General features: G+C 45.4%; 13 protein-coding genes. 2 read left to right on the top strand and 11 right to left on the bottom strand.

Translation table 11 applies throughout. The features are described 5' to 3' along the window. The first annotated feature begins 179 nt into the window (after positions 1-179). Both ACXAER_RS06615 and ACXAER_RS06620 read left to right on the top strand, forming a co-directional pair. Positions 180-2,336 carry a TonB-dependent siderophore receptor gene (locus ACXAER_RS06615; RefSeq protein WP_474827716.1) on the top strand — a complete coding sequence of 719 codons (2,157 nt, stop codon included), beginning with the start codon at positions 180-182 and terminating at the stop codon, positions 2,334-2,336. A gap of 183 nt (positions 2,337-2,519) precedes the next feature. Then, complete coding sequence (locus ACXAER_RS06620; RefSeq protein WP_474827718.1) at positions 2,520-3,728, top strand: PepSY-associated TM helix domain-containing protein; 1,209 nt, start codon at positions 2,520-2,522, stop codon at positions 3,726-3,728. Between the two features lie 92 nt (positions 3,729-3,820). On the opposite strand, the gene mazG is transcribed toward ACXAER_RS06620, so the two are convergent. From mazG to djlA, 11 genes are all read right to left on the bottom strand, one after another. Next, positions 3,821-4,708, bottom strand: a complete 888-nt coding sequence (mazG, locus tag ACXAER_RS06625) for a nucleoside triphosphate pyrophosphohydrolase (RefSeq protein WP_474827720.1) — start codon at positions 4,706-4,708, stop codon at positions 3,821-3,823. Further along, a complete protein-coding gene (gene relA / locus ACXAER_RS06630; RefSeq protein ID WP_474827722.1) occupies positions 4,686-6,869 on the bottom strand; it encodes a GTP diphosphokinase in 2,184 nt (727 codons plus the stop codon). Before relA ends, mazG begins: the two co-directional genes overlap by 23 nt. A 12-nt stretch (positions 6,870-6,881) precedes the next feature. After that, positions 6,882-8,342 (bottom strand): 23S rRNA (uracil(1939)-C(5))-methyltransferase RlmD, encoded by a 1,461-nt coding sequence (gene rlmD, locus ACXAER_RS06635; protein ID WP_474827724.1) that lies wholly within the window; start codon positions 8,340-8,342, stop codon positions 6,882-6,884. Between the two features lie 129 nt (positions 8,343-8,471). Continuing rightward, complete coding sequence (acpS, locus tag ACXAER_RS06640; RefSeq protein ID WP_474827726.1) at positions 8,472-8,849, bottom strand: holo-ACP synthase; 378 nt, start codon at positions 8,847-8,849, stop codon at positions 8,472-8,474. Between the two features lie 20 nt (positions 8,850-8,869). Further along, a complete protein-coding gene (pdxJ, locus tag ACXAER_RS06645) occupies positions 8,870-9,607 on the bottom strand; it encodes a pyridoxine 5'-phosphate synthase (RefSeq protein WP_474827728.1) in 738 nt (245 codons plus the stop codon). 264 nt (positions 9,608-9,871) lie between these two features. Beyond that, complete coding sequence (recO, locus tag ACXAER_RS06650) at positions 9,872-10,585, bottom strand: DNA repair protein RecO (RefSeq protein ID WP_474827730.1); 714 nt, start codon at positions 10,583-10,585, stop codon at positions 9,872-9,874. A 104-nt stretch (positions 10,586-10,689) separates the two neighbouring features. Then, on the bottom strand, positions 10,690-10,971 hold the full coding sequence (locus ACXAER_RS06655; protein ID WP_474808637.1) for a hypothetical protein: 282 nt from the start codon (positions 10,969-10,971) through the stop codon (positions 10,690-10,692). A 99-nt stretch (positions 10,972-11,070) separates the two neighbouring features. Beyond that, complete coding sequence (gene recJ, locus ACXAER_RS06660; protein WP_474827732.1) at positions 11,071-12,792, bottom strand: single-stranded-DNA-specific exonuclease RecJ; 1,722 nt, start codon at positions 12,790-12,792, stop codon at positions 11,071-11,073. A gap of 248 nt (positions 12,793-13,040) precedes the next feature. Then, positions 13,041-13,763, bottom strand: a complete 723-nt coding sequence (gene dsbC / locus ACXAER_RS06665) for a bifunctional protein-disulfide isomerase/oxidoreductase DsbC (RefSeq protein ID WP_474827734.1) — start codon at positions 13,761-13,763, stop codon at positions 13,041-13,043. Between the two features lie 377 nt (positions 13,764-14,140). Next, a complete protein-coding gene (gene xerD / locus ACXAER_RS06670) occupies positions 14,141-15,067 on the bottom strand; it encodes a site-specific tyrosine recombinase XerD (RefSeq protein WP_179982414.1) in 927 nt (308 codons plus the stop codon). Beyond that, positions 15,068-15,937, bottom strand: a complete 870-nt coding sequence (gene djlA, locus ACXAER_RS06675; RefSeq protein ID WP_474827736.1) for a co-chaperone DjlA — start codon at positions 15,935-15,937, stop codon at positions 15,068-15,070. It abuts the gene before it with no gap. Positions 15,938-16,046: the final 109 nt, after the last annotated feature.

Here is a 16,046-nt window from a genome sequence, read left to right on the forward strand (position 1 = left end):
ATTGACACCTATCCATCTACGTTGCTGCACACCATAACTCTCGCTTACTGATAACGATTACAACACGACAAATGGCATACAATCATAGATAAACGATAATAAAAACTGTTGTCATTTATATTAAAGTATTGACTTTTCTTCACGCTCCTTTTATCACACAACACTTGGATTTTTTTGCAATGAAATATTTAGCCGCGTTAATAGCTGCTTCGTTGACCTCCCCTGCTTTATCACAAGACATTGAAACCTCTTCGGATACACGTGAAATATCACCTGCGAAATCCGACCAAGTAGAGCGTGTGGTAGTGACTAGTAGAGCGATAAATCTATATCGCAATGGTAACTCATCTACAGGTAAGTTAAGTGTTGACCCACTTAATTCGACCCAACAAATCACTACAATCAACGAAAGCTTGATACGCGATCAGGGTGCGCGCAATGCAAAAGATATTTATCGTAACATTGCTGGTGTTAGCCAATTTAGCTATGCCGGTGTAACCGCCAGGGGTTTTAGACAAGAGGAAATCTTTTTTGATGGCTTACGCGGAGACCCTTATGTAGGCTTCAACGTACCTCAATTATTTAATATCGAGCGCGTAGACTTTTTAAAGGGCCCTGCCGGAATGCTCTATGGGCCGGGAGCGCCAGGTGGCTTGTTCAACTACGTCACAAAAAAACCTACGTCAGAATTCGACGCCAACGCTAGAATAATTGCTGGTTCGCATGCTCGCTTTGGAGGCTCAGCAGAAATAAATGGGGCAATTAATGACGACCAAAGCGCCCGTACAGGTGTTTTTTATGAGCAGCAAGATACTTATCGAGACAACAGCGACAGTGAAGTATTTATCTTCGATTCTGGCTATACATACGACCTTCAAGGCCACCTACTAACGCTTCAATACACCCATTACTCACAAGATTTGGGCGCTAACCGACTGCGCGGCGTACCCGTTGACGACAGTGGTAACTTTCTCACAGATATAGATTGGAACCATAACGAAGCCAGTGATTTTTTAAACTTGCGCTCTGACTCTGTTCAACTTTCTCTAGAGGGACAGCTGAGTGATTCAATCCGCTACGATACACGTTTGCGCTACATAGATAATGAACAGGAGCAGAACTACCACGAACCACGTGCGCTTATTGATAGCGATGGAGATGGGAACATAGACCTTGTTGGCCGTGAGTTCAGAGATCAATTACGCGAACAAGAACAAATTAGCTTTGGTGCTAACTTTGTGTATTCTGGCGAATGGTTGGGTGCAGACCATAGAACAGCGTTCGGCGTTGACCTTTATAAAGGAAAAGAGGACGCGCTATTAGGTGGTACTGCTTTAGAGCAAGATTTTGTCCTTCGTTATCTAACCGGGTCATCGCTTGACTCAGATATCATTCCACTAACGCTTACTAACCCTAACTACGGTATGACGCAGCCTGAAAACTACAATGTGCAATTCAGGCCTTTAAGTACAACGGAGCAAACACGTAACGGTGCCTATGTACTGAATGAACTTGCTTGGGAACAGTTTACCTTTGTTGCTGGTTTGCGCTACGACCAATTTGAAGACGAAACGTCTAGTGCTGTTTTCGACGATTCAAATGTAAGTTTTCGCATTGGTGGTATTTACAAGATTAATTCTAACATTTCGCTTTATGGACAATGGGCAGACTCTTATGAACCTCAGTCAGTGAGTAATCAGCAGAATGAGGCTGGAGGACCATTTGAGCCAACTACCGGAGATATTATCGAAGGTGGTATAAATGCAGAACTGTTCGATGAAACTACGTTGCTGCGATTAGCCGTGTATCAAATAACCCGAGAAAATATCCTTCAATCTACCGGGGAAGATCCTGAAGGTGACGGCATTGACAACGTTGCGGCGGTGGGTGAAGTCACCAGTGATGGATTTGAAGTTGAGGTTATCACTGACTTAACACCAAATTGGATTTTAAGCCTAGCATATGGTTACAACGACGCAAGAATCACCGCAGATAATGGCGGTGGCGGTATTAGCAATAGTGTCGGCGACCGCTTCGCTAATGCGCCTCAGAATCAATTTGGTTTCTGGACGCGTTACCAAATACCTGAGTGGGAGCTTGCCTTTGCCTTTGGTGGAAACTATGTTGACGACCAACTGAGCCTGTCTGGTCAGAATGTGAAGTCATATTTCATTGCCGATGCGTCAATAACTTGGGAAGTAGACAACTACAGCGTACTATTTAGAATAGATAACCTATTTGATAAAGAGTATGCCGAATCAGGCTTTATTGAGCGTACAGGTCACTTCCCCGGAAACCCAAGAAACGGTTTTGTAGAATTCACCTACAAGTGGTAAACACTGCGTTTTTTAAATTCGGGATTGGCTATGCGGATAAATTCTGCTTAGAGTTCTGTTTATAAGTAGCGCTTTTGAGTTAAATTCTTGCGCTTAGCCCTTCTTTCTTTCAATTATACGCCATGCTTTTTACTATGTTCCCTGCACCATTCAGGGCTTGTTTTTACCTTACACAAGTATTTCATGACTAACGATAAAACCGCGCAAAGAAAGTACCTAAAGAAGTTATACAACTTGCACGCGTGGGTAGGTTTTCAGCTCTCACTTGTGCTTTTTATTATTGTTGCAACGGGCACTATTGCTACGGTATCCAATGAAATTGATTGGCTTGTGTTTGAGGAAATGCGCACGTTTAATACGCCTCCTAGCGATTTAGACAACGCCGATGATGAAATTGTTAAGTGGAACAGTATCTATGAGGCTACGCTTAACTATGCAGAACAAGCTAAGATAAAATCCATCTCGACCATGGGTCATGAAAATTTCACTTACCGTGTCAGAGCAGAATTCCCCGATGGTCATGACCGCTTTATCCACGTGGATCAGTACACCTATGAAGTGACAGGCGATATTCCTATTCTAACGATTCAGCGGTTCTTCCGAGACTTTCACCGCTATCTGTTTATGCCTAATTATCTTGGCTTACCAACGGTTACCTTTTTCGCATTCATTCTTGCTATCTCGCTGTATACGGGCCTAAAAACAACCCGAAACTGGAAAACCGCCATTACTCGTCTCCGCCTAAACCAAGGCCCAAGAATACTACTGAGCGACATTCATAAACTACTTGGGCTGTGGAGCCTCTGGTTTTTCGTTGTCATTGTCATAACCAGTTGGTGGTATTTATTTGAATTCGGTGCCGCAGTTGCAGGCAATCGATTTGAACCTCGCCCACCAAAGGCCACCGTCATTTCAAATTATGAGCAAGTTAACCCTGTATCAACCACGCAGTTTTCCAGTGCGTTTCAGAAGGCATCGCAAGCCATTGAGGACTGGCAGATCACCGGTGTACTATTTCCTACCTCAGACACAGCAGCACTGCGATTCACAGGTATAGGCAATAACCCTTTACTACGTGAGCGCGCGCATAAAGTAGATATTGATATAACCAACCAGCGTATTGTTGGCGTACAAGAGCCCAAAAGTATGGCCTGGACTAACTACCTCAATGAATACGCAGACCCACTGCACTTTGGATACTTCGGTGGGCTTTTGACTAAGTTAATTTGGTTTGTATTTGGTGTCGGTTTAACAACGCTTTCTGCAACGGGGGTGATGATGACATGGAAGCGTACGAAATCATCAGCTCTAACCAAAACACAAAAGCGAACGCTGCCCATCTTACTTCTGGCACTAGTCTATTTCGTCTTTTGGCTGCAGCGGTATTTGTAATTCGTTCTAACTGAAGACTCACATACCTCTGCACCAGCGCGGCATTAACGTTATCAGTCTAAGCAGCGCTTTTAGTATGCTGCGACGTACAATTACTTAGTGTTAGACGACTGCTTGACCTGCTGCCACAGCGCTTCCATTTCATCAAGCGTCAATGCGTCGAGCTTTTCGCCCTGCTCTGCCGCTAAGCGCTCTACGCCTTTAAAACGGTTAGCAAACTTGTTACTGGCGTTGCGAAGGGCGGTATCAGCATCCACCTTGCAATGCCTTGCCAGATTAACCATGGCAAAAAGCGCATCACCAATTTCTTCTTCAATAGCTTGTTGGTTATCGGGCACGCCACTGTTTAACGGTGCAACACCAGTACCCAGTGCCTCTTGTGTTCGCTGTTTTAAATCCAGCTCTTGCTGAATCTCTTCCACTTCCTCACGCACCTTATCTATAACAGGTGCGGCATCAGGCCAATCAAACCCTACCTTTGCACAGGCTTTTTGCAACTTTTGTGCGTACATCAGTGCTGGCATTCCTGACGGAACACTATCTAAAACACTGTGATTACAAGCTTGTTTAGCGCGTCTTTCTTCAGCCTTGATTGATTCCCATTGTTCGTTCAGCGCGGTCTCATTTAAACCGTTATTGCTATTGGCACTATCACCAAAAACATGGGGGTGACGACGCACCAGCTTGTCGCTAATACTCTGTGCCACATCGTCAAAAGAAAATGCACTCGATTCACTGGCGATTTGCGCGTAAAACACTACTTGAAACAGCAAGTCACCGAGCTCATCTTTGATATCGTGCATATCACCAGCGGCAATAGCATCAGCCACTTCGTAGGCCTCTTCTATGGTGTAGCGAGTTAGGCTTTCCATGGTTTGTTTCACATCCCACGGACATCCAGATTGCGGGTCGCGCAGCTGCGTCATAATGTCAAGCAGCCGCTGCATTTCGCCAAGGCTAGCTTTGCTTGCGTTTTGCATCCGTCACGCCTTTAAGTTGTCGCAATTGGGTTAACACTTTTGACACTCTTTCAAGGTCATTAACTTCGATAGATATGGTAATTAGTGCCGTCTGCCTGTTTTTATCACTTAAGCTGTTTACGCCTAAAAGCGGTACGTTTTCATTCGCCAACACAGTAGTAATGTCGCGCAACAGGCCATTTCTATCGTGGCAAAATATATCAATGCCCGTCTCAAAACCCACTTTAAGCTCATGTGACCAATTCACTTCGATCTGACGCTCAGGGTGCTGTGACAACAAGTGCTGCAGCTGACTGCAACTTTCTTTGTGAACACTTACACCGCGGCCTTGCGTGATATAGCCTAAAATAGCTTCGCCCGGAACTGGCTTACAGCAGTTAGCCAGCTGACTCATTAAGTGACCCACGCCCTGCACGACTACGGCGTCTTTTTTGCCCGTGCCTGCCGCAGTCTTGCGTGTTTTCACCTTAGGGCTAATTTCAGGCTCAGGGGCTGGAGGATCTTGCAAGTGATGAATAAAGTTAATCACCTGCATAACGCGCACATCACCGGCACCTACCGCGGTGTACAAGTCATCAAGGGTTTGTAAGTTAAACTTCTCAAACGCCTCGTTAGGTACTTTGGCGGGCAAATGAGCACGCTGAAGTTCGCGCTCTAGCAGCTCTTTACCAGCAGCAAGGTTTTTATCTCTGTCCTGCTTTTTAAAGAAGGAATGGATAGTGGCTCGCGCTCGCGATGAATGCACATAGCCAAGGCCGGGGTGCATCCAGTCGCGACTTGGGTTCGGCTCTTTTCCGGTGAGTACTTCTATCTGGTCGCCACTTTGCAGTAAGTAAGTGAAAGGTACTATTCGCCCATTCACTTTTGCGCCAATACAGCGGTGGCCTACATTGCTGTGGATGTAGTAAGCAAAATCAAGAGGCGTAGCGCCTTGAGGAAGGTCAATAACGTCGCCTTTGGGTGTAAACACGTACACTCTATCGTCAAACACCTGGCTACGAAGTTCTTCAACCAAATCGCCAGACTCAGCCACTTCCTCTTGCCATGCAAGTATGCGGCGAAGCCAGTTTATACGCTCGTCATAGCCTGACTGCTTGCCCGTACTGCCCTCTTTATATTTCCAGTGAGCAGCCACACCCAGCTCTGCATCCTGATGCATTTTCTGCGTGCGAATTTGAATCTCTACCGACTTCCCTTCAGGCCCCACGATAACCGTGTGAATAGACTGGTAACCGTTAGGTTTAGGCGTTGCGATATAATCGTCGAACTCGTTAGGTAAATGTTTATAGCTGGCGTGAACAGTCCCTAGCGCTGCGTAGCAATCCTGTAGTCGCTCAGCAATAATACGCACTGCCCGAATATCAAAAAGCTGCTCAAACGTCAGACGCTTTTTCTGCATTTTTTTCCAAATGCTGAATATGTGCTTGGGGCGGCCGTAAACTTCAGCGCGGATCTCTTCGCCATCAAGCAAGCCTTGCAAGTCGCCTACAATAGTTTCTATGTATTCAGCGCGCTCTCTACGCTTACCGTCTAACTGCTTGGCAATTTGTTTGTAAGTAACAGGGTGTAAGTAACGAAACGCGAGATCTTCAAGTTCCCACTTTAATTGGCCAATGCCCAAGCGGTTTGCCAATGGCGCATAGATACTGGCGCACTCGCGAGCCACCATAACGCGGGTTTCTTCATCAGCTTTTTTAACCTGTTGCAGTGCACAAATACGCTCAGCCATCTTAATAACAACGGCGCGTACGTCTTCTACCATCGCAAGGAGCATACGACGAATGCTGTCTATATGCTGCTCGTCTGACCTTTCAGCAAAGCCAGCGCCGTTCACTTTACGGGCATGTAACGATTTAATGGCATCCATTCGGCGCACGCCAACAATCAGGTCGCGTATTTCCCCGCCAAACTCTTCATAAATATCATCTTCACTTAAGGCGTGCTGCTCGCAATAAGGGAAAACCAAAGCAGCCTGAAGCGTTGCGTCATCCATATTGAGCTGACACAAAATCTCAACCATTTCCTGACCAACCAATAGCCGCTCTGGAATGGAAGATACTGCACTGAGCTTATCTTTTGTTTCTGCACTCAATTCAAGGCTGTCTAGCCAGGCTTCAAAGGGGGGCCGGTCTGCTTCGTGGACCTTTCTTGTTGATACCATATCCTTTACTCGTTACTGCTGCTTTCGCGTAAACAAGGCCATCATTTCCATATGATGGGTGAAGGGGAACATTTCTGCTACGCCCGCTTTTTCCATTTCATAACCTCCGTCTATCAACACTTTTGCGTCTCTAGAAAATGTACTAGGGTTGCAAGAAACATACACTATCGTTTTTGGTAGTGCTTTTACAAGCGCATGACAAACGGTCAATGCCCCTTCTCTTGAAGGGTCTAGTAGTACCTTATCAAAGCCTAGCTGCAATGAAGCCTCGACGTTGGTCTTATCAGTCAAATCTAAATGCAGCCACTCCACATTTTCAATGCCCTGTTGCCGTGCATTGTCTTTGGCGCGGCGCACCATCTCTGCCACACCCTCTATCGCTTGTACCCTAGCACCTGACTTAGCAATAGGTAAGGTAAAATTGCCCAGCCCGCTAAACCAATCGGCTATACGTTCGTTGGGCAGTGGGTTTAGCCAGTCCATTGCTTGGGAAATCATTTTTTCGTTAACCACTTTGTTTATTTGAACAAAGTCATTAGCACTTGGTGAAATAGAGCAGTCATTTAACGTGGTCATAGCCAAATCAGTGCCATGCCCTACACTTCGAATTTGCCCTTGCTTGTTTTCTAGCTTCAACTCTATTTTATTGGCATTTGCAAGAGAGTACTCGTTGATTAGTGCATTCACCGTATCAATAAGCTCAGCTTCAAGGGCTTTAGTATGTTTAATAACAAGGTGCGAAGTGTTATCGCCTGCAATGAAGCTTATATGCCCAATATGTCGAGCTGACTCAAACCCTGTGAGCGCGTCTCGCAAAGGGCCAATGATATTAGATAAAGGGTCAACCAAAATTGGGCAGGTATCCACATTGGTTACTTTGTTGCTGTTCGCTTCGCGAAAGCCTAACTTAATTTGATTTGGGTTGCGGGCATCGATAGCCAATCTTGCTTTTCTGCGATATTGAGGACGTGGCCCCACTAACGGCGCTTGCCAAACGCCTGCTTTCATTGCCAATTGACGTTCCATCATCACTTTAAGGGCGTTATCTCTTTGCTTGAGGGCAGCATCGGGCTTTATATGCTGTAGCTGACACCCGCCACATGCATCAAACACAGGGCAGAAAGGCGCTTGTCTTTCATCACTTGGCGAATGAATATTTGTCGCTTTAGCGTTAATGACTTTCTTTTTGCTCGTTAGCACCTCAATGTCGCAGGTTTCACCAACTAGGGCACCTTCAACAAACATCATGGGGTTGCCGCGCACTACCCCATGGCCCATCCAGTCGATATCTTCGATTGTAACCGTATTGGAATTTATCTTCTTACTGGCTTGTGAGGCTTTGTTAGCTTTTCCAAACCGAAGTCCTGCGACCTGCGCATTCGCACTGGCATTATCTTTTTTTGCACTACCACCTAGGTGGGAAGACGTTTTGCCTTTTTGTTTGCTGCGTGATTGTTTAAAAAGGTTTGCCAAGTGTGACTCCGGTAACTTGCTTTGCGTGGTTTGATATTTGTAGCGTTTTTTATAAACGCAGGCCAGATAGGTGTAATCTACCTAGGCTAATTCGGTCTGCGGTTTAGTAAGCCGTGTTTTTGTAAATGACTAGGATTCTAGTATAACGGTGGCGACGGCATAATGCTGCTCGTCTGAAATGCTGATCACGCTTCGGGTAATGCCCCTTGCCTCACACATAGCAGCAAATTCACCAGAAAAATGTAGTTCTGGCGCCCCAAGGTCGTTGTTACGCACTTCTATGTGTTGCCAACTAATCCCATTTCCAATACCGGTCCCAAGGGCTTTCACCGCGGCTTCTTTAGCGGCAAAACGTTTTGCTAAAAAGCGTACGGGCGTAGCGTGCTCGCTAAACGTCTGCCACTCGGTAGGCGTAAGTACACGCTTTGCCAAACGTTCGTTAGCGCTCTCGCCTTTACCAAGGCGAGCAATTTCTACAATGTCAGTACCTAGCCCTGCAATCGCCACGCTGTATTTGCCCTTCTAAATTAAATGCCGGCGCGAGCTTCAAGCATTAGCTTACGCATATCAGCCACTGCTGTGTGAAGCCCGTCAAACGCAGCGCGAGCAATGATGGCGTGACCAATGTTAAGTTCTATCAGCTGAGGAATAGCGGCAATTGGCTTAACATTGTGGTAGTGCAGACCATGTCCCGCATTCACCTTAAGCCCTAAACTGTCAGCATACTCAATGCCTTCAACTAAGCGAGTCAGCTCTTTGTGCTGCTCATCTTCACTGGTAGCTTCTGCGTATTGGCCCGTGTGAATTTCAATATAAGGCGCGTTACATGCTGCCGCTGCATCGATCTGTGCTTTATCTGCGTCGATAAATAAAGACACTAAGATATTGGCATTAGCAAGTCGCTCGCACGCTGCTTTAATATTCTCGAAATTTCCCGCTACATCGAGGCCACCTTCAGTGGTCAACTCTTCACGTTTTTCTGGTACTAGGCAGCAAAAAACAGGTTTTACTTCTTCTGCAATAGCCAGCATTTCATCGGTTACTGCCATTTCCAGATTAAGTCTGGTGTTAATGGTTTGCGCTAAAATACGTACGTCGCGGTCTTTGATATGACGGCGATCTTCACGTAAGTGAACGGTAATGCCGTCTGCACCTGCACGCTCAGCAATGTCAGCAGCGTGCACTGGGTCTGGGTAATGTGTACCGCGCGCATTGCGAAGCGTTGCGATATGGTCGATGTTAACGCCTAATAGAATCGTGCTCATTTCACCACCTAACCTGTAAGAGCGAAAGAAGATGCCCGCTCTTAATGTTTAATACATTATTTAAAGGGCGCCAACACCCTTATTTAGAAAGTGGTGATTGTAGCAAACTTTTTTATAGAAGGTGCTGTTTAACCATTTGAGTTAAGAGAAAATAATCTAAAGCTATTAGCGTTGATAGCAGCTCTTGTCGAAAGCAAGAAGCGTGAATATGAGCACTATAACAAAAGGCGCTGCACCTCATTAGTGGCTGAACACATCAACGCACTAGCGATGTTTCGGCATAAATAATTCGCGGCTTTTAAGTGGCTTATCGCCGATGAGTGGTTTAAGCAAGTCGCGACAAAGCACTTTAGCGACCTTTTTGCTTAGCGGGGTAAACTCCCCCTGAGACAAACTGAGCAACGCTTGCCCGGGGAAGCCACGCATGCCCCTTGCACCAGCCATATCTTCGGGAATAGGCACAAAGCCCGCATCTATTTGAAAGTTATAGCTACCTGTTTCTTCTATTGGCATTTCGTATTCTACGTCAGTAGTGAAGTCGGGCAGTAACCCCATTTCATCAAGTAGTGCAAATTCGAACTGTCGCAAGGTCACTTCTATGTCGCTATTATCACGAAGGGACAGTAATGCATTTTCATAAGCGTTGTGTACGCCGTCGCTGGCGAGGCCGGTCGGCATAACGCGGTTTGTTAGCTCGTTTACATACATGGCGCAAAATAGCGCTGTGCCTACAAGATTGATGGACGGGGCGACGCTTTCAACGTGACGTAGGTTTTTTAACTCTGACTTTCCACTTAGCTGTAGGCGAAGATGCTGGAAAGGTTGAAGCAGGCTCTTTTTATCTGACTTACTGTTTTTCACGCCTTTAGCTACCGCACTAACACGCCCCTCTTCCAGGGTGAAAAAGTCAACAATATAGCTGGTCTCCCTGTAAGGGCGTCTATGCAGTACATAGGCATTTAACCATTCATTATTCATTGTTGTTCACTATGGTTTAGTACCGAATCGGTAGCTATTTAGGTGCAAGTTAAAAGGTGTAAGTCAAAAAAGGTTTATATTAGCGGCAAGGGCTAGTTAACAATTTAGCTGCGTTTAATTCTTACCACTTTCATGGTTTCAAATTCAATGCCGGCCACCTCTTCTACATGGCGATAATAGGTTACGTTTACTCTTGCCCCTTTTAAGCTTTGATATTGCTGCTTTCGCCGGTAAATAAAAGGGACATCAATGCCTTCAAGCATAATGGTATGGCGTATCCAATCGCTGTCTTTTTCTTCACGCTGAACGTGAGAAATTACTTTAACGTTATCGGTTTGATTAAGCTGACTATGCTTTTCCACCAGCTTCTGTCGTTCGCTTTTCACCCTTGCCTCTTTTTTCTTATTTTTTAGTTCTTTAGCATGTATCGCTTTTTAACTAGCTAGGTTTTCTAAGACTCAATGTTGTACCTAAATCAACTTCGCTTAAACCGCTTCTATTTGCTCAATTATAAGCTGAACAGTTTCTTGCCCTCTGAAAACATTGATATCCAGGCGGTAAGCAATATGTACACGTTTTACCATGGCATTGGGCCATGCTTTCAAATCAATGTTAAACGCAATAGCGTCTACTTCATTGGCGCCGTCACTTTTCAACACCATCTTAAGGTGCTTTTGTCCCACTAGGCGCTGATCGAGAAGCGTAAATTCTCCATCAAATAACGGTGATTCAAAGCCCTGCCCAAACGGACCTGCCTGGCGCAATAAATGCGCAAAAGGCAAACACAATTCTTCTGAAGATAAATCACCATCAGAGAGCAATGCATGATTGCCATCAAGCTTTTCCATATGGGTACGAGCAACATCAACAAAAGCCCGTTCAAAATCTGGAAGCTTTGAGACAGGCAAGCTCAATCCTGCGGCCATGGCGTGCCCACCAAATTTCTCGATAACGCCAGGGAAGCGTGTGTTTACTTCATCAAGTACATCGCGAATGTGCACGCCAGGAATTGAGCGCGCTGAGCCTTTAATCACAATATCGTCTTGATGAGCGAAAGCGATAACAGGTTTGAGATATTTCTCTTTTAAACGCCCTGCCACAATACCGATCACGCCTTGGTGAAAGTCTTCGCGATAAACCACCAGTGCGCTCGGCATATCGCCTTCATCCAGCGCCATCTGCTCTAATACAGTCTCGGCTTGCGCTTTCATGCCGGTTTCAATTTCACGGCGTTCCTTGTTGAGGGCGTCGAGTTCTGCCGCTATCATACGCGCTTGAATGGTTTCATCTTCTAATAAGCAAGCAATGCCTTGCGACATATCGTCTAAACGACCGGCGGCATTAAGTCGTGGGCCTACTACAAAGCCCAAATCGGTGGAGGTTAGGTGCGCGCACTCGCGATTGGCTACTTCGATCAATGCTTTGATGCCAGGTCGACACTTACCAGCTCGAATACGCTGAAGGCCTTGATGAACTAAAATTCGGTTATTTTTATCTAAAACCACCACGTCGGCCACGGTGCCAACCGCAACAATATCAAGTAGCGACGCTAAGTTAGGTGGTGCAATACCTACTTTCTCAAAATGCCCTTGCTGCTGTAGCTCGGCTTTAAGTGCAAGCATGATATAAAAGGCAACACCTACCCCAGCCAAATTCTTAGAAGGAAATTCACAGCCAGGTTGGTTAGGGTTCACTATCGCATCAGCTGGCGGTAATGTATCACCTGGCAAGTGGTGGTCGGTCACTACAACCTGCATACCTAAGGATTTTGCGTGGGTTACACCGTCAATACAAGATATGCCGTTATCCACGGTTACAATAACCTCGGCACCTAGTTTGGCTGCCTCATCGACAATAGGCACGCTAAGCCCATAGCCAAAATCAAAGCGGTTAGGTACCAAGAAATCAACGTTGTGATAGCCCATGGCTCGAAGCGCCAGTATACATACCGATGTACTGGTAGCGCCATCGGCATCAAAATCGCCCACTATGATAACGCGCTTATTTTGCACAACGGCATTGGCAAGGATTTGCGCGGCTTGAGGCATCCCTTTTAATACGTTGAAGTGCGTAAGCCCTTTAAGGCCATTCTCCAAGTCATCCATATTCGCAATATTACGACCGCGATAAATTCTGTCGATAACAGGGTGTAAGTCGGAACTTAACGAGGGGCCGGAGACCTCACGGCGAACAATAGGCAAAATCATGAAATACCACTAAACCAATACTGTGATTGCAGTTGTCTTAAACAGTTGATACAAATCAAGTTTAGGCAAATTCAAATTGAACATATTCGTTAAAGAATAAAAATTTTCAAATAGAAGTTCTGCGCTAACTGCAAAGTGAAACCATACGAAAGAACGTAAGAAAATAACGCGATGAATCATACCGCAGAAAACAAAAAAACGCACAGTGCGTGCGTTTTTTCATGTCAGAAACTAGGAAGTTTAAATGACTACTCTTCGCCTTCTAACGCTTTTGCCAGCAATGCGGCTGGCTGGTAACCAGGAATCAATGAACCATCAGGCAACACGATATTAGGTGTGCCGTTCACCCCTAGTTTTTGGCCTAGCATATATTGTTCTGCCACTTTGTTTTTGCAGCTAGCGCTTGCCACATCGTTGCCTGCTTTAGCTTTTGTTAATGCGCTTTGCGGGTTTTCAGCGCACCATACTGACACCATATCTTCATAGTTCTGGCTATTTAGCCCTGAACGTGGAAACGCTAGGTAATGAACCGTAATACCGGCATCGTTAAGTTCGTCAATTTCGTTATGAAATTTACGGCAATAGCCGCAGGTGATGTCTGTGAACACGCTTATTTCGTGCTTTTCGTTTTCCGCTTTGAACGTAATAGACGACGATTCCATTGATGCAACGCCCTCTTTACGCAGGCCTGAAAGGGCCAGCTCTGTTTCGTTGCGCATTTCTTCATCAATGTTAAAAACGCGAGCCTGTAGCAAATATTGTCCATTTTCACTTATATAAAACAAGCCGCGGTTTGTAGATACTTGAACTAAGCCAGATACAGGAGAATCGGCAATGGTTTCTACATCTAGCCCAAGCATTGACGTTAATTTATCGCGGATAGCGGCTTCGTCAGCAGCTTGCGCGCTTAACCCTAATAGAGAACCTGCCGCTACAACGCTGGCTAACAAAATCTTCTTTACTGCTTTCACTAAATACTCTCCATACTGCCATTTGAGCTTGTTTGTACTCACTTGGCTTAGATTGTAGCTGCCTAAACATGTATTTTTCGGCAACCACTAAACATTTTCATACTTATTACTTTCAGACCGATGAACTTAACAAAAAATTGCACTTTTCACGCTAATTTTTTGTTTATCTGTGCATTTACGCTGTAACAGAATGCCATCGAGGTAACCTTGAGATTAATAAACTACACACCTCAGTATTAGCCTACTACGCTTAATCTAAAGTAATTCTTCGGCTATATCCTATCACACCCCTTTTCATTTGATATATGTATAAGCAGAGGCTCGTCGTACACAAGGCTCAGTTTGTAGCATTCTCACTCAATGTGTTTTTTGACTCTTTAGCCTCGGGGGTGATGACTATGAATAAGCGTCTGCAGTCGCTCTGTCGCTACATGGGTATAAATTTGGGTTGTCGATAAATCGCTATGACCTAACAACATTTGCACTACACGTAAATCTGCTCCGTGGTTTAACAGATGCGTAGCAAATGCATGGCGTAGTGTGTGGGGGGATAGATGCTGTTCAATACCTGCTTTCACTGCATAGTATTTAATGCGATGCCAAAATGTTTGGCGCGTCATTTTTTGTCCGCGCTTGCTTAGAAAAACGACGTCAGAAGTCTTTGTGGCAAGAATAGGCCGCGCAGTTTTTATATAGGTTAATAACCATTCAATTGCATCTTCCCCCAGAGGGACTAAACGCTCTTTGTTTCCTTTACCTACCACTCTTACCACACCTTGTTGAAGGCTAACTTGGTCCATCGTTAACCCTATTAACTCACTCACACGCAGGCCCGTAGCATAGAGGACTTCAAGCATACTTTTGTCTCGGCATTCAATTGGGTCGTCAGTTAAAGGGGCATTAAGTAAATCTTCAACCTGCTGCTCGCTTAAAGAAGAAGGTAAGGCCTTTGGTGTTTTGGGGTTGGACAACGCAGAAACAGGACTATCTACGCGAATTTGTTTACTTATAAGAAACACAAAAAAGGCGCGAATGGCGCTAAGCGCGCGTTGCGTACTGCGAGTAGACAGGCCTTTATCATGGCGATAGGCGAGGTAATCTTGGAGCTGTTCAGTAGTCAGCACAGCAATATCCTTAACACCTTGATTGTTGCTGTAAATGGCAAGCTTAGTGAGGTCGGTGCGATAGCTTTGCTGAGTATGTTCTGACAGCCCTTTTTCGAGCCACAACATTTCAATAAAACCATCAATATGTGCCTGACTTGCCGCAGGCACGTAGGTTAACTCACGTTCAATTTTTGCCATTTAGAAGCCACGCTTTTGCTTAATCAACTCGTAAGCTGACTGAATATCTTGCGCCTTCTTTTTGGCAATCTCCATCGCCTGTTCCGGCAAGCCTTTAGATACAAGCTTGTCTGGATGATGTTCAGCCATGCGCTTTCTATAAGCACGCTTTATTACTTTCTCATCGTCAGATGCAGCTACGCCTAGAATGCGATAGGCATCATCTAAGCTTTGCTGTTCTGAGTAGGCCGATTGCTGTCCACGGTGCCGCTGTCCTGACCCCGAGTGAGCACGTTGCCCTGCACCTGAGTGTGCCCGTTGCCTGAATCGAATTTCAGCTTCATACATTGAAATAAGATAATCTAAATCACGACGCCTGAAACCCAATGGTTTCGCCACTTTTTCCAGTACATTGTATTCTTCTTGAGAAAGCTGACCGTCGGCAAACGCGGCTTGAATAAGAATTTCCAAGAACACTTGCAGAATATCCCGACGACCGTGGCTGGCATCATAGAAGCCTTTTAACGTATCAACTAAAGGGAAGTCTCGTGCTTTGCCCTCTCTGAATGCATCTTGCGCTTCGCGGCGGGCATCGCCTGTCAGGCGCATTTCGTCCATTAACGCCGTAGCAATTTGAATTTCTCTATCAGTCACTTTACCGTCAGATTTAGCAAGATGACCTAATGCACTAAACAAGCTATGGAAGAAAATGGCTTGCTGCTTTAAATTGTCCTGATCAGTAAAAAAGCGCCCAAAGCCACCTAGTTGATTAAAGTCCTGGCGATAGGCTTTATCAAAAAAGTGTCCGACTACCAGCCCTAGGATCGCTCCTGGTATTTTTAAAAACATAAAGCCGAACAAGGCGCCGAGGATTTTTCCCCAAATTGACATCGCGTCATTCTCCGTTGGTGCACTGTTTAGAAAGTTGATGTTACTGTCGTTAGTTCACGCCGTGCACTGCGCGTTAAGTACATCATCATATCAAATACATAAGTTAATT

It is taken from the genome of Alteromonas sp. AWJ4_199, from assembly GCF_056159165.1.

Bases quoted from the DNA above. Each gene is read 5' to 3' on its own strand.
- recO (WP_474827730.1), bottom strand. From the start codon at position 10,585: ATGAATAATGAATGGTTAAATGCCTATGTACTGCATAGACGCCCTTAC.
- ACXAER_RS06615 (WP_474827716.1), top strand. From the start codon at position 180: ATGAAATATTTAGCCGCGTTAATAGCTGCTTCGTTGACCTCCCCTGCT.
- recJ (WP_474827732.1), bottom strand. From the start codon at position 12,792: ATGATTTTGCCTATTGTTCGCCGTGAGGTCTCCGGCCCCTCGTTAAGT.
- xerD (WP_179982414.1), bottom strand. From the start codon at position 15,067: ATGGCAAAAATTGAACGTGAGTTAACCTACGTGCCTGCGGCAAGTCAG.
- pdxJ (WP_474827728.1), bottom strand. From the start codon at position 9,607: ATGAGCACGATTCTATTAGGCGTTAACATCGACCATATCGCAACGCTT.
- relA (WP_474827722.1), bottom strand. From the start codon at position 6,869: ATGGTATCAACAAGAAAGGTCCACGAAGCAGACCGGCCCCCCTTTGAA.
- ACXAER_RS06620 (WP_474827718.1), top strand. From the start codon at position 2,520: ATGACTAACGATAAAACCGCGCAAAGAAAGTACCTAAAGAAGTTATAC.
- mazG (WP_474827720.1), bottom strand. From the start codon at position 4,708: ATGCAAAACGCAAGCAAAGCTAGCCTTGGCGAAATGCAGCGGCTGCTT.
- djlA (WP_474827736.1), bottom strand. From the start codon at position 15,937: ATGTCAATTTGGGGAAAAATCCTCGGCGCCTTGTTCGGCTTTATGTTT.